This is a genomic window from Couchioplanes azureus, assembly GCF_014648355.1.
In the GTDB taxonomy this organism is placed as follows: Bacteria; Actinomycetota; Actinomycetes; order Mycobacteriales; family Micromonosporaceae; genus Actinoplanes; species Actinoplanes azureus.
The window spans coordinates 835722-850148 of sequence record NZ_BMQY01000003.1 but is presented as its reverse complement, the minus strand read 5'-3'; the positions used below and the strand labels follow the sequence as shown (position 1 = coordinate 850148).

Here is a 14427-nt window from a genome sequence, read left to right as displayed (position 1 = left end):
CTTGCCGTGAGTGCTGGGTTGCCGGCCGGGTGCCTGCTCCACCGGGTTGCGGCGGCGGTCCTGGCCGGGGTGCGGGTGGGTTGCGGGTCCCGGCGTTACTGCGACATTCCGGACATCGTTGGACAGCTGTGAGCGCCGAGATCCTGGACGTCCCCGCGCAGGCGGCGAGGCCCGCGGAGGCCGTGCGGGTGGCGCCGGCCGGGCCTGCCGGGCGGCCGTGGCGGCGGGCCATGCTGCGCGCCGCGCTGGTGCCGCTGGTCGTACTGCTGCCGCTGCTGACGCTCGCGCCGACCGCGGACCACCGCTTCAACGTGTACTGGCACGGCGGCGACTTCCGCGCGCATCCGCTGCGCCAGCTCGCCGAGCCGTTCCGGACCGTGCCGATGTACCTGGGCTTCGGCAACTTCCGGCCGCTCGGACGGCTGCTCGAGCGCGGCGTCGACGTGGCCGCCTACCTGCTGATGGAGCTGCTGCAGCTCCCCGCGAACATCGCCCTGCGCGTCGTGGCGATCCTGGCCGCGATGGTGCTGACGGCGGTGGCGATGCTGCTCGCCGAGAGCATCACGGCGCCCGGGCGCCTGTTCCGCAGGCCGCCGTCGACGCTGACGGTGCTGATCCCGTACGGGGTCGGCGCCGGGCTGGTGGCGGCGGGCGGCACGAGCACGACCGTGCTCTTCGGCGGTCTCTACTTCCTCTCCGCCGCCCTGGTCCTCGGCGTCGCCGCCGTGTGCTGCCGGGCGGTCTGCGTGGACGGTCGGCTGCTGCGCGCGGGTCCCGCCGTGGCCGCGGTGGTGTCGGGCGCCGCGCTGGCCGCGTGCAACGAGATCGCCTACCTGGCCCTGCCGCTCGCCGCCGTCGCCGTCGCGGCCCGGGGGCGTCTCGTCCTCGGCCTCGATGCGCGCTCCCTGCTGGGCAACCGGGCGACCCGGTTGGTGGGCCTGCTCTGGCTCGGTTTCCTCCCGGTCTTCCTCCCCGTACGGTGGCTGATCGCGCGGGCCTGCGGCACGGGTGACTGCTACCGCGGATCGGACGTCGTGCTCGGGCCGGACCTCGGCCTCGCCTGGGTGCACCGGATGGTCGCGTGGCTGCCCCCGGTGCAGTGGCAGGAAGCGACCCGCGGCACCGCCGGGTCCTGGGTGGTGGGCCTGCTGCCGGTGCTCGCCCTGCTGACGCTCGTCCTGCTCGCCGCGGGCACCGCCGCGGACCTGCGCCGGCTGCCCGGCACCGGCCGCCGGGCGGCGCTGGCCGTGGCGGTCGCCGCGGGCACCGTGCTCGTGCTGGGCGCGGCCCTCGCGGCGGCCGGCGGCGACATGCAGGCCGCGGCGAGCGCCGGTCGGTGGGGACTCGGCTGGCGCGACAGCGGCCTGGCCGCGGCCGCGGGCGCGCCGGCGCTGCTGGGGCTGGTCCTCGCCGCCGGGAGATGGCGGCACACCCCGGCCGCTCTGCTGGCGCTGCTGACCCTCGCCGCCGCCGGGTCGGCCGCGGCGAACGGAAGCTACGCCGCGGACACCGGGGGCCGGCAGTCCTCGGTGGTCAACAACGCCATCGCGCACGAGGTCGCCGTGTTCGACCGTACGCCCGCCGGCAACACCCGCCGGTGTGCGTTGCGGGCCGAGTTCCGCGCGCTCTACCCGGACCTTCCCTACTCCCGGTTCGCCCGTGCCGAGGTTCCCGGCACCACGACACCGACCGAACGCCTCGAGGTGACGATCGACATGGCCACCGGACATCTGCACGGCCGCCCGTTCTGCGCCTCGGACCAGCCGTGAGCAGGCCCGCCGATCCGCTCGTGTCCGTCGTCGCGCCGGTCTTCGACGAGGGCGACGGGGTGGACGCGTTCGTGCGGCGCACCGGCGCCGTGCTGCAGGCGGCGGGGCTGCGCTACGAGCTGGTCCTGGTCGACGACGGCTCCGCCGACGACTCCTGGCCGCGGATCTGCGCGCAGAGCGGCGCCGACGCCCGCGTCCGCGGCATCCAGCTCTCCCGCAACTTCGGCAAGGAGGCCGCCGTCCTGGCCGGGCTCGAGCACGCCACGGGCGACGCCGTGGTGGTCATCGACGCCGACCTGCAGCACCCGCCCACGGCCATCCCCGCCATGGTGCAGTGCTGGCGCGACGGCGCGGAGGTGGTCGAGGCGGTCAAACGCAACCGGACCGGCCAGCCGCCGACCGCCCGGCTCGCCGCGCGGCTGTTCAACGCGACGTTCACCCGGCTCACCACCGTGGACCTGGTGAACGCCACGGACTTCCGGCTGCTGAGCCGGCCGGCGTGCGACGCGCTGCTGCGGCTGCCCGAGCACTCGTCGTTCTTCCGGGGCACCTCCAGCTGGATCGGCTTCCGGCGTACGGTCGTCGAGGTCGACATCGACCACCGTGGTGACGGCGCCTCCCGGTGGACCTTCCGGTCGCTGTGCCGGCTCGCCGTCAACGGGCTGACGTCCTTCACCTCCGCGCCGCTGCACCTCGTGACCGTCGTCGGCTTCGGCTTCGCCGCGTTCTCGCTCGTGCTCGGGGTGCAGACGCTCGTCCGTTGGCTGCGGGGCGGTTCCCTCGCGGGCTTCCCGACCGTGATCCTCGTGCTGCTCGTGATGGGAACGTTCATCCTGCTCGGGCTCGGGGTGATCGGGGAGTACCTGGCCCGCATCCACGAGGAGGTCCGCGGACGCCCGCGCTACCTCGTCCAGGGCCGGACCGGTCCCGCGGCCTCCTCCCCGGACGAGCAGCCGGTCATCGTCGGGCAGCGGGCCGAGCATGCCGAGCTCTGACCCCGGCCGCCTGCTGCGCTACGGCGTCAGCGGCGCCGCCAGCACCGTCACCCACCTCGGCGTGGCGCTCGCGCTGCACGATGGCGCCGGGCTGTGGCCGGTCGTGGCGACGACGGTGGGCTTCGCCGCGAGCATCGTGGTGTCGTACACGTTGCAGCGCAACTGGGTGTTCCGGTCGGCGGTCGGCCACGGGGTGGGCGCGGCCCGGTTCCTCACCGTCACCGCCGTGGCCTGGACCGTCAACACCGTCACCGTGGGTGCCGGGACCGCGGTGCTGGGCCTGCCCTACGCGCTCGTGCAGGCCTTCGCCATCGTCTGCATCCCGGTCGTGAACTATGCGCTGAACTCGCGCTGGACCTTCACCGCAGCCGGGCCGCCAGCTCCGGAGCCAGCAGCCGGCTGTACGCGGTCGTGACATGGTGCTGGTCGCGGTAGACCAGCACGTTGCCGACCACCGAGGGGCACACCGCCCGGGTGCAGAACCACGGCGTCGGGTCGATGACCGTCGCGCCTGCGCGCCGCGCCGCCGCCGCGACCAGCTTGCGGCGCTCGGGCTTGGCGAGCGCCGCCTCGCGCGACCGGGCGCACGCGCCGACGTCGTCGAGGTGCTCCGACAGGCAGTCGGGCACGTTCCCGGCCTGCCACGGGGTGTCGTTCATGAAGAACACCTCGGTGCCGGGCGCGGACACGGCCCGGATGGACCGCTCCCACCCCGACACCCACGCCTGCTCCTGGGTGCCGGGCACGCCGAGCAGCTCGCTGCTCGGATACGTCGACGCGATCAGGATCTTCGCCGGGCGCAGCGACCGGATGTGCTGCCACGCGTCCTTGCGCCACTGCACGCACTCGGTGAACTCGCGCTTGAGCTGCGGCAGGTAGATGAGGCTGTCCGCGGCGGTGCAGGCGCTCTTGGTGACCACGACGAGCTTCCACCGCTCCCGCAGCGCGACGGCCTCCAGCGCCGGGAACCAGTGGCCGGCGTGCGAGTCGCCGAACAGCACGACCGTGGTGTCCGAGGCCAGGTCGCCGTACGCGCAGGGCTTCTTGACCTCCGGGTCGTCGAAGTCGCCGGAGCAGCCCTCGCCGTAGTAGCGCGGCTTGTCCTTGCTCGCCCGCGCCAGCTTCGGCGTCAGGTTGGCGGGCACGCCCGGCGCGTCCACGCTCGCCGCGATCTGCGCGGCCAGGCCGCCCGGGTCGAGGGTCGCCGGATCCAGCACCGCGGCGCGGTAGGCCGGCGCCCCGCTCAGGTGCGTGGCCGCGGAGGTCACGGCGACACACAGCGCGGCACAGAGCGCCGAGATGCCGACGCCCACGCCGATGCCGCGCCAGGGGCGGTCGCGCAGGGCGGCGAGGTGCCGGACCGGGTTCTCCACCAGCGCGTAGGTGAGGGCGGCCAGCGCCAGCGCGCCCAGCGCCACGAGCACGTTCTCCCACGCGGCGAGGGGCCGCCCGAGCGCGTGGGGCGCGATCAGCAGCGCCGGCCAGTGCCACAGATACCAGGAGTACGAGAGCCGCCCGACCACCTGCAACGCGGGCAACCCGAGCAGCCCGGCCGGGCGCCCGGTGCCCCCGGCGATCACCGCGGCGGTGCCCAGGACCGGAAGCAGGGCGGCGTACCCGGGGAACGGGGTCTGCGCGGTGTAGACGACGGCCGACGCGGCGACGGCGGCGAGACCGGCCGGGACGCACCACCGCGGCAGCCGCAGCGCGGTCACTGCCAGCAGGGCGCCGACGCCCAGCTCCCACGCGCGGGTGTGCGCGCCGAAGTAGGCCCACCCGGCGTTCTCGCGGGTCTGCCACAGCGCGACGGTCAGCGACCCCACGGTCAGCAGCGACAGCACCGCGCCCAGCCCGCGCCGGCGGATGAAGAGGACGATCAGCAGCGGCCAGACGAGGTAGAACTGCTCCTCGACCGCGAGCGACCAGAAGTGCTGCAACGGCGACGGCTCCGCGTCCGCCTGCAGATAGTCCGTGCCGACGGCGGCCAGCCGGTAGTTCATCGCGTACACCGTGGTGTGCAGCGCGTCCGAGAGGATCGCGCTCAGCCGCAGCGGCGGCAGCCACAGCGCGGCGGCCGCCACCGTGGCCACCACCACGACGGCGGAGGCGGGCAGCAGCCGCAGCGCCCGGCGGGCGTAGAAGCGCGGGATCGACACCGTGCCGGTGCGCCGCGCCTCGCGCAGCAGCAGGCCGGTGATGAGGAAACCGGAGATCACGAAGAAGACGTCGACACCGACGTAGCCGCCGGTGACGACGGGCAGACCACAGTGGTACGCGACCACGAGGAGCACCGCGACCGCGCGCAGCCCCTCGATGTCGCGGCGGTGCCGGGGCGCTCCGGAGGCCGGGACCGCGGTGCCGCCGGCCGGGACCGGTCCGCCCGCCCGCGGGGTCTGCCGGGGGGAGGGCGCGACGGGCGCGATGCTCATCTCGGTCACAGCCGGTGCGCCTCCCGGCTGGTCGTGACGCCCCGGGTGTCGAAGAAGCGCTTCGCGATGCCCGCCAGGTGGTCGGCGTCGTACTCGCGGTGGTGCTGCACCAGGATGACCAGGTCGGCGGCCGCCGCGGCGCCCTCCAGGTCGTCGGTGCGCGGCACGCTCCACTCCGTGACGTACGGGTCGTGGAAGGTCAGGACGGCGCCCAGCGACGCGAGGTGGCGGGCCAGCGGAGTGGCCGGCGACTCGCGCTGGTCGGCGATGTTCGGCTTGTACGTGACGCCGAGCAGCAGGATCTTCGCGCCGTGCACGGCCACGCCGTCGGCGTTCAGCAGGTTCTGTGCCCGGCGGGCCACGTACGCCGGCATGGTGGCGTTGATCTCCTGAGCCAGCTCGACGAAGCGGAACGGGTAGCCGAGCTTGCTGCGGACGTTGTGGCTCAGGTAGTTCGGGTCGATCGGGATGCAGTGCCCGCCGACGCCCGGGCCGGGATAGAAGGCCTGGAAGCCGAACGGCTTGGTGGACGCGGCGTGGATGACGTCCCACAGGTCGATGTCGAGCTCGTGGCAGAACCGGGCCATCTCGTTGACCAGCGCGATGTTGACGTGCCGGTAGGTGTTCTCCAGCAGCTTCGCGGTCTCCGCCTCCCGGGTGCCGCGGGTGCGCACGACGGTCTCGACGAACCGGCCGTAGAACGCCTCGACCCGGTCGGTGCAGCCGGCGGTGTACCCGCCGACGACCTTCGGCGTGTTGTGCGCGCCGAACCGCTCGTTGCCCGGGTCGATGCGCTCCGGCGAGAACGCGACGTGGAAGTCGATGCCCGCGGTGAGGCCGGAGAGCTTCTCCAACAGCGGGCGTACCACGTCGTCGGTGGTGCCCGGGTAGGTCGTCGACTCCAGGACCACCAGCATGCCGGGCCGCAGGTTGCGCCCGACCGCCTCGGTCGCGCCGATCACCGCGCGCAGGTCGGGGCCGTCACCCTCGGACAGCGGCGTCGGCACGCAGATGACCGCGGTGCCCGCCTCGGCGATGCGCGTCTCGTCGGCGGTGGTACGGAACCCGCCCGCGATCATCTCCGCCACGTCGGCGTCGGACAGGTCGTCCACGTGCGAGCGGCCGGCCCCGAGCGCGTCCACCACCGCCGGGTTGACGTCGAAGCCGAGCACGGACAGGCCGGCGCGGGTGGCCTGCTGGGCCAGGGGCAGGCCCACGTACCCCAGGCCGAGGATGACGACGTCGAAGCTCACGAGAAAGATCTCCTTTGCACGGACCCGTCAGGCGACGGGGGAATTGGTGGCGGCCGGCCCGCCCTGCGGCGGGACCGGCACGGCGACCTCCGGCGCCTTGCCGGCGGCGCCGGGTGCCAGCGCCGGGCCGCGGTCGACCTGCGGCGGGGGAGCCGGCCGCGGTCCGGTCAGCTCGTACGGCGACGGGAACGGCAGGTACGCCGGCAGGAACTCGTCGAGCAGCGCCGCCTGCTCGGCGGCTACGACCTCGTCCGAGTCGGTGTCGTTGAGGCAGAACGCGTCGAGGTTGCGGTGCCGCAGCAGCTCGGCGAGCTTCAGCGGCGTCGTCGGATCGGCCAGGTCGACGTACTTGTAGGCGATGGTCCCCGGCGCGGCCCGGCCGGTCAGGTAGGCGTAGTACTGCTGCAGCGACGACAGCAGGGAGATGTCGTCGGGGTGCCGGAACTGGTGCCCGGCGGTGGCGTCGACGTGCTCGGCGAAGCGCTGCTCGATCTCGGCGATGACGCCGCGCCGCGACGGATGCGGGGTGTGCATCATCTTGCGGGTCAGCACCCGGCCGAAGGTCTCGCGGATGAGCTCCCGGTTGTTCTTGCCGGCCGAGTCGGCGGGCGGGTCGTCCGGGCGCCGCGGCGCCGAGTCCACCTGGGCGTTCGAGAAGAAGAACCGGGTCAGCCCGCCCGGGGTGAAGAACAGGTCGGGCGGGACCGGCCGGCCGAGGAACACGTCGTCGTTGAGGTAGAGGAAGTGCTCGCTGAGCCCGGGGACGCGGTGCAGCCGGGACTCGATCGCCTGCGAGTTGAAGGTCGGCAGCCGGCCGGTGTCGCCGAAGATCTCCCGGTGGCTCACCACGGTCAGGCCCGGGTGGCCGGCGTCCAGCCAGTCCGGCACCTGGTCGTCGGTGACCAGGTAGATGTGGTTCACCCAGGGCGCGAAGGAGTGCAGGGCGCGCAGCGAGTAGCGCAGCTCGTCGCGGGAGGTGTACCGCGAGTCGTTGCTGGCGAGCCGGCTCGCCTCGTCCAGCCAGGTGTTCTCGGCCACCGCGGCCGCCTTGCGGGCCCGCCACTGCGGGTCGCCGCCGTCGACCCAGGTGTAGACCACGTCGATCGGGAAGCTGATCCGCTCCGGGCTCGGCAGGGTGAAGATCTGCCGGGTCCGGTACTCGGTGCGGTCGTGCGGCGAGCTGAACGGGCCGAAGGCCGGCTCGCTCGCCGACACCACCGGCTCGTCGAGCGGGATCACGTCGGCGATGGGGTTGCCGCGCGGGCCGGCCAGGACCCCGTCGCGCTCGGTCCAGAACTCGATCTCGCAGCCCAGGTCGGGGCCGAGCAGGAGCCGGCCGCGCGGGTCGGTCACCGGCCAGCAGACCTTCAGGATCGCCGCGGCGCCCGGCTTGGCCCGGCGGGGCCGGACGACCTCGAGCATGCCGTCGTGTCCCTCGGTGATCCCGCGCAGCAGGCGGAGCACGGCGGGGCGGTCGGCCACGCGGACGGCCACCGCGGTGGTGCGCAGGGCCTTGGTGGGGATCCGGAACCAGTCGACGCCCGCCTCGTCGAGCGCGGCGACGACCCGGTCGAGGTTCTGCCGGCGTACGCCCGCGGGGCTCGCCACGGTCTCCCGCCGGGCGGTGACCCACCCCCGGGCGGTACGGACCCGCATCGTCGGTGCCTGCCGGGCACTGCGCATCAGCGGCAGCCGGGGCGGCGGGTCGAGCGACACCATGCGGCGGGCGACGCCCAGCCGCTGGGTCTCGGCGACGTGCGGCAGCACGCGGCGCTGCACGGCCCGGAGGATGCGGGACCGGACTTCCCAGGGCGCCAGTCGCAGGATCCGCCGTAGAGGCACGATCTCGTCCTTCCGCCGGATGTCGTCGGGGCCGATCGCTCAGCCGCCCGGTCCTGTGCCTCAACGGCGAGATCTGCCGGATGGTTGCGGTCGATGACCTCTTTCCGGACATCTGTGCTATTCGGCTGTTACGCCTGATATCTGCGGTATACGCGATTTGCCGCTGTGGCGCGGGGAAACGGCGGTCGCCCACCCCTACGGGTGCGCCCTGATGTGCCGCCTTGCGCCGCGGGGGCATCGTGGACAACGGGCTCTCGAAGGGAGAACGACATGGGCAAGGCAGTGGCCTACCTGGTGGCGATGATCGCCGGCGTGATCGTGGTGGGCTGGGTGGCGGTGACCGTGCTGCACGCGCTCGTCGGCGCGCTGGGATACCTGATCGTGGGCGCTCTCGTGGTCGGTGGCGGCGTCTACCTGTACGGCAAGGCCAGGAAGGGGCTCGCGCCCGGCACCCGGACCCAGCGCCGGATCGAGGCGGCCGCGAAGACGTACCGGATGCGCAACCGGTGAGCGTTCCCGCGGGCCGCTAGGCTTGCGGGCATCTCCTCCCTACCGACCAACGGGAAGTTGTGCCGTGTTTGACACCTTGAGCGACCGCCTCTCCGGGATCTTCACCAAGCTCCGGGGCAAGGGCCGGCTCACCGACGCCGACATCGACGCCACCGCACGGGAGATCCGCCTCGCGCTGCTGGAGGCGGACGTCGCGCTGCCGGTCGTCAAGGCGTTCATCGCCAGCCTCAAGGAACGCGCCCGCGGGGCCGAGGTGTCGCAGGCGCTCAACCCGGCACAGCAGATCATCAAGATCGTCCACGAAGAGCTGATCAACATCCTCGGCGGCGAGGGGCGGCGGCTGCAGTTCGCCAAGCAGCCGCCCACCGTGATCATGCTGGCCGGTCTCCAGGGTTCCGGCAAGACCACGCTCGCCGGCAAGCTGTCGCGCTGGCTCAAGGGCCAGGGGCACCAGCCGCTGCTGGTCGCCTGCGACCTCCAGCGGCCCAACGCGGTCAACCAGCTCCAGGTGCTCGCCGGCCGGGCCGGCGTGGACGTCTACGCGCCGCAGCCCGGCAACGGCGTCGGCGACCCGGTCCAGGTCGCCCGGGACTCCATCGAGCACGCCCGGCGCACGGCGAAGGACATCGTCATCGTCGACACCGCCGGCCGCCTCGGCATCGACGCCGAGATGATGCAGCAGGCGCGCGACATCCGCACCGCGGTCGACCCCGACGAGGTCATCTTCGTCATCGACGCCATGGTCGGCCAGGACGCGGTCAGCACCGCCGAGGCCTTCCGCGACGGCGTCGGCATCACCGGCGTGGTGCTGTCGAAGCTCGACGGTGACGCCCGCGGCGGCGCCGCGCTCTCGGTCCGCCACGTCACGGGCGAGCCCATCCTCTTCGCGTCCACGGGCGAGAAGCTCGAGGACTTCGACGTCTTCCACCCCGACCGGATGGCCAGCCGCATCCTCGGCATGGGCGACGTGCTGACCCTCATCGAGCAGGCCGAGCAGGCCTTCGACGAGGATCAGAAGGAGAAGATGACCGCCAAGCTGCTCGGCGGCGAGCAGTTCACCCTGGAGGACTTCCTCGACCAGCTCATCGCGGTGCGCCGGATGGGCCCGATCGCCAACATCCTCGGCATGATGCCGGGCATGGGCCAGATGAAGGACCAGCTGGCCGAGCTCGACGACAGCCACTTCGACCGGGTGACGGCCATCATCCGCTCGATGACCCCGGCCGAGCGCACCAACCCGAAGATCATCAACGGCTCCCGCCGCGCCCGCATCGCCAACGGCTCGGGCGTCACGGTCATGGACGTCAACCAGCTGCTCAACCGCTTCGCCGACGCGCAGAAGATGATGAAGCAGATGGGCGGCATGATGGGCCTGCCGGGCGCGGGCCGCCGCAAGGCCACGAAGAGCCCGAAGAACAAGCGCAAGGGCACGAAGGGCGGCAACCGGCCGCGCACGGGCGGCGGCATGCCGGCGGGCTTCCCGGGCGGCATGCCCCAGCTGCCCCCGGGCATGGACCCGGGCGCCCTCGGCGGCGCCGGCGGCCCCGGCCTGCCCCCGGGCTTCAAGCTTCCCAACCTCGACTTCAACAAGCTGACTCGTAAGAAGAACGACGACGACAAGCGCTGACGATGGCAGGAGACAACTAGTCGCATGTCCAGTAGACTGACCAGTGGTCCATCCGGGGAGGAATCGATGACCGCTGCGCTCAACCGTTTACGCGACGACGACCTGCTCGACGAGCGGGATTGGACCGTCGACGACCTGGCGAGCCTTCCCCAAGGATCTCTTCTATGAATTGATCGACGGAAGGCTCCTCTTGCCATCCCCTACCGGCATTCATCAGGTCGTCGGCGTGGAGGTGGTGCTCGCTCTGCGCGTCCACTGCCCGCCGGATCGCATCCCGGTCCCTGACCTCTCCCTGAAGATCAACCACCGCAACGGGCCGCGGCCGGACGTCGTCGTGATCAGCCTGGATCACATCGACCGGAGGCCGGTTCCGGTCGAGGACGCCCTCCTCGCTGTGGAGATCATCTCGCCGGACTCGCACTTCCGGGACATGTATGCCAAGGCCAAGGTCTACGCCGCGGCCGGCATCGAGAACTACTGGTCATCGATCCGTCGTTCCCGGAGGGCATCACCCTTACCGAGTTCCGGCCGGGTGCCAACGGCGAAGACGAGGCCGTCAGCAGCACCCGCCAGGTGTTCGAGACGGAGGTGCCGTTTCCGGTGACGCCGGACCTGCCGGCGCTGACCGCGCGGCGCAAGGCGCTGCTGGGGCAGACCCAAGGCCAGGGTTGAGGCGGGCATCGGGTAGGACTGACGCATGGCTTTGCATGTGCGTGGTGTCGTGCTGCCCGAGGGGGAGGTTCGCGACCTCTGGCTCGTCGGGGACCGGGTGACCTTCGAGCCCGTGCAGGACGCCGAGACCGTCAGCGACGGTGGCTGGATCGTTCCCGGGCTGGTCGATGCGCACTGCCACCTCGGCATCCGCTACGGCGCGTCGCCGATCGAGAGCCTGGACGAGGCGCGCGAGCTGGCCGCCAAGGACCGCGACGCCGGGGTGCTGGCGCTGCGCGACGCCGGGTCGCCGTACCCGTATCCGGAGCTGGACGACGAGCCCGAGATCCCGCGGCTGGTGCGTGCCGGGCGGCACGTCGCGCCGACCCGGCGGTACCTGCGGGACATCGGCGTGGAGGTCGACGCCGTCGACGTGGTCGAGACCGTCACCGCGCAGGCCAAGGCCGGCAGTGGCTGGGTCAAGATCGTGGGTGACTGGATCGACCGGTCCGTGGGCGACCTGGCCCCCTCGTGGGACGCCGCGACCATGGCCGCCGCCGTCGAGGCCGCGCACGCCGCCGGGGCGCGGGCCGCCGTGCACACCTTCTCGGAGGAGGCGGTGGCCCAGATGGTGCGGGCCGGCGTCGACTCGGTCGAGCACGGCACCGGGCTCTCCATGGACCTGATCGACGAGATGGCCCGGCGGGGGACCGCGCTGGTGCCCACGATGATCAACATCCGGACCTTCGGGAAGATCGCCGATCAGGCGCGACCCAAGTTCCCCGGGTACGCCGACCACATGCTGAGCCTGCGCGACCGCTTCCCGCAGGTCGTCGTGGCCGCGCACGAGGCGGGCGTTCCCGTCTACGTCGGCACGGACGCCGGTGGCAGCATCCGGCACGGCCTCGCCGCGGAGGAGATGCTGCTGCTGCACGAGGCCGGCATCCCCGCGGTGGACGTGCTCGCCGCCGCCTCGTGGAAGGCCCGCGAGTGGCTCGGCTTCCCCGGGCTGGTCGAGGGCGGCCTGGCCGATCTGGTCGTCTATCCCGAGGACCCGCGCGCCGACCTGCGGGTGGTGCGCGAGCCGCGACGGATCGTCCTCAAGGGGCGGATCGTCCGCTGACACGGCCGCCCGCGCCCCGGCGGCCACCGCGGCGCGGCTAGGATGCTGCCTCATGGCTCGCGTGCTCACTCCCCGTGCGGAGGACTTCCCCCGCTGGTACCAGGACCTCATCGCCAAGGCACAGCTGGCCGACAACGGGCCGGTGCGCGGCACGATGGTGATCCGGCCGGCCGCGTACGCGATCTGGGAGCGGATGCAGGCCGCGATGGACGCGCGGATCAAGGAAGCGGAGGCGCAGAACGCCTACTTCCCGCTGTTCATCCCGGAGAGCTACCTGAGCCGCGAGGCGCAGCACGTCGAGGGCTTCTCGCCCGAGCTGGCCGTGGTCACCCACGCCGGCGGCAAGGAGCTGGCCGAGCCGATCGTGGTCCGCCCGACCAGCGAGACCATCTTCGGCGAGTTCATGGCGAAGTGGATCGACTCGTACCGCGACCTGCCGCTGCTGCTCAACCAGTGGGCCAACGTGGTGCGCTGGGAGCTGCGGCCGCGCACCTTCCTGCGGACCACCGAGTTCCTCTGGCAGGAGGGCCACACCGCGCACGCCACCGAGGCCGACGCCCGCGACTATGCGCGGCGCATCCTGCACTCGGTCTACGAGGACTTCATGGTCAACCTGCTGGCCATCCCGGTCGTCCCGGGCCGCAAGACCAAGGGCGAGCGCTTCGCCGGCGCCACCAACACCATGACCCTCGAGGCCATGATGGGCGACGGCAAGGCCCTGCAGATGGGCACCTCGCACGAGCTGGGCCAGAACTTCGCCAAGGCGTTCGACATCACCTACACGTCGCAGGCCGGCACGGTCGAGCACGCCTGGACCACCTCGTGGGGCAGCACGACCCGCATGATCGGCGGCCTGATCATGGTGCACGGCGACGACAGCGGCCTGCGGCTGCCGCCGCTGCTCGCCCCGATCCAGGCCCAGATCATGGTGGTCAAGGCCGGCGAGGGCGTCACGGACGCGGCGGTCAAGCTGCGGGACGAGCTCAGAGCCGCGGGCGTACGGGTGAAGCTCGACGACCGTGCCGACATCCCCTTCGGGCGCCGGGCGGTCGACGCCGAACTGCAGGGCATCCCGGTCCGCATCGAGGTCGGCCCGCGCGACCTGGCCGCCGGCAACGCGGTGGTGGCCCGGCGCATCGACGGCACCAAGTCCCCGGTGGCGCTCGCCGACGTGGTCACCGAGGTGACCGGCGCCCTGGCGGCCGACCAGCAGCGGCTCCTCGACAGCGCGCTGGCCCTGCGCCAGGAGCGCACCGTGGACGTGCAGAGCCTGGGCGACGCGATCGAGGCGGCCCAGACCGGCTGGGCGCGGGTGCCCTGGTCGGCGGTCGGCCCGGACGGCGAGGCCGAGGCGAACGGCAAGGCGGTCACGGTCCGCTGCCTGATCCGCCCGGACGGCTCGGTGCCCGAGTCGGACGACGAGCCGGGCGTCCTGGCGATCCTGGCGCGCGCGTACTGATGTTCGCCCCGGGCCGTCAGGTTCTGTACCGCAACATCGACGGCCCGCGGCTGGCCTCCGTACGGCCCTGCCGGGTGGTCTCGGACGACGACCGCGGGCTGCTGCTCTGGCTGGCCCGCGGCTCGGCGGTCATCGTCGAGGAGGCCGCCGACGGGCGCGGCATCCGCGACATGCCGTTCGCGGAGTGGATCCGGCAGAGCTACCGCCTGGTGCCGGCCGTCTGGCAGGGTCCGGGCCTGCTCAAGTTCATCCCGCCGGACGCCGACCACTCGGTCTGGTTCTTCCGCGACGACGAGGGCCGCTTCACCGGCTGGTACGTCAACCTGGAGGAACGCGCCCTGCGCTGGGACGACGGCGACCTGGCCGGCGTCGACGTGATCGACCAGGACCTCGACGTCGTGGTCCGCCCGGACCGCTGCTGGCAGTGGAAGGACGAGGACGAGTTCACCGAGCGCCTGGCCTTCCCGGAGCACTACTGGGTCCGCGACGAGGCCGCCGTCCGCGCCGAGGGCCGCCGCGTGATCAAGCAGATCGAGGCGGGCGACTTCCCCTTCGACGGCACCTGGACCGACTTCCACCCGGACCCCACCTGGCCGGTCCCCACCGCGCTCCCGCCCGGCTGGGACCGCCCGCCGGTTCCGCGTTCCTGATCACTCCGGGCGGCGCCCCGGTGCACCGAGCGCGGACCAGCTGGAGAAGGACGAGCAGGACGGCGAGGCCGCGGCTGCTACGTCTGTTGACCCAGGGCTCCGTAGCCTGCCTCCGGGTG

Annotated in this window: 12 protein-coding genes; 9 read left to right on the top strand and 3 right to left on the bottom strand. The window is 72.7% G+C overall.

Annotated elements, in window-relative coordinates:
• Positions 1 to 128 precede the first annotated feature (128 nt).
• From IEY99_RS15080 to IEY99_RS15070, 3 genes are read left to right on the top strand one after another with little or no spacing between them, the layout of a single operon-like run.
• Entirely contained in the window at positions 129 to 1769 is a 1641-nt protein-coding gene (locus IEY99_RS15080) for a hypothetical protein (protein WP_189203515.1), read from the top strand.
• Positions 1766 to 2764 carry a glycosyltransferase family 2 protein gene (locus IEY99_RS15075; RefSeq protein WP_189203513.1) on the top strand — a complete coding sequence of 333 codons (999 nt, stop codon included), beginning with the start codon at positions 1766 to 1768 and terminating at the stop codon, positions 2762 to 2764. The genes IEY99_RS15080 and IEY99_RS15075 overlap by 4 nt, the downstream gene beginning before the upstream one ends.
• Positions 2751 to 3179 (top strand): GtrA family protein, encoded by a 429-nt coding sequence (locus IEY99_RS15070; RefSeq protein ID WP_189203511.1) that lies wholly within the window; start codon positions 2751 to 2753, stop codon positions 3177 to 3179. The genes IEY99_RS15075 and IEY99_RS15070 overlap by 14 nt, the downstream gene beginning before the upstream one ends.
• Here the strand turns inward: IEY99_RS15070 and IEY99_RS15065 are convergent.
• The 3 genes from IEY99_RS15065 to IEY99_RS15055 are packed head-to-tail and all read right to left on the bottom strand — an operon-like array spanning position 3124 to position 8225.
• Positions 3124 to 5193: an acyltransferase family protein gene (locus IEY99_RS15065; protein WP_189203509.1), complete on the bottom strand. Its 2070-nt coding sequence runs from the start codon at positions 5191 to 5193 to the stop codon at positions 3124 to 3126. The genes IEY99_RS15070 and IEY99_RS15065 overlap by 56 nt on opposite strands.
• A 5-nt stretch (positions 5194 to 5198) precedes the next feature.
• On the bottom strand, positions 5199 to 6446 hold the full coding sequence (locus IEY99_RS15060; protein WP_189203507.1) for a nucleotide sugar dehydrogenase: 1248 nt from the start codon (positions 6444 to 6446) through the stop codon (positions 5199 to 5201).
• Between the two features lie 27 nt (positions 6447 to 6473).
• Positions 6474 to 8225 (bottom strand): stealth family protein, encoded by a 1752-nt coding sequence (locus IEY99_RS15055; protein WP_229798672.1) that lies wholly within the window; start codon positions 8223 to 8225, stop codon positions 6474 to 6476.
• A 333-nt stretch (positions 8226 to 8558) separates the two neighbouring features.
• Here IEY99_RS15055 and IEY99_RS15050 point away from each other — a divergent pair, with 333 nt between their 5' ends.
• The 6 genes from IEY99_RS15050 to IEY99_RS15025 all read left to right on the top strand — a co-directional run bounded on the left by IEY99_RS15050 (position 8559) and on the right by IEY99_RS15025 (position 14308).
• Positions 8559 to 8798, top strand: a complete 240-nt coding sequence (locus IEY99_RS15050; protein WP_189203503.1) for a hypothetical protein — start codon at positions 8559 to 8561, stop codon at positions 8796 to 8798.
• A 64-nt stretch (positions 8799 to 8862) separates the two neighbouring features.
• Complete coding sequence (gene ffh, locus IEY99_RS15045) at positions 8863 to 10425, top strand: signal recognition particle protein (RefSeq protein ID WP_189203501.1); 1563 nt, start codon at positions 8863 to 8865, stop codon at positions 10423 to 10425.
• A 169-nt stretch (positions 10426 to 10594) separates the two neighbouring features.
• Entirely contained in the window at positions 10595 to 11029 is a 435-nt protein-coding gene (locus tag IEY99_RS15040; protein ID WP_308427042.1) for a Uma2 family endonuclease, read from the top strand.
• A 93-nt stretch (positions 11030 to 11122) separates the two neighbouring features.
• Complete coding sequence (locus IEY99_RS15035; protein WP_189203498.1) at positions 11123 to 12199, top strand: amidohydrolase family protein; 1077 nt, start codon at positions 11123 to 11125, stop codon at positions 12197 to 12199.
• A 52-nt stretch (positions 12200 to 12251) separates the two neighbouring features.
• Entirely contained in the window at positions 12252 to 13658 is a 1407-nt protein-coding gene (proS, locus tag IEY99_RS15030; protein ID WP_189203496.1) for a proline--tRNA ligase, read from the top strand.
• A complete protein-coding gene (locus IEY99_RS15025; RefSeq protein ID WP_189203645.1) occupies positions 13655 to 14308 on the top strand; it encodes a ribonuclease FAU-1 family protein in 654 nt (217 codons plus the stop codon). Before proS ends, IEY99_RS15025 begins: the two co-directional genes overlap by 4 nt.
• Positions 14309 to 14427: the final 119 nt, after the last annotated feature.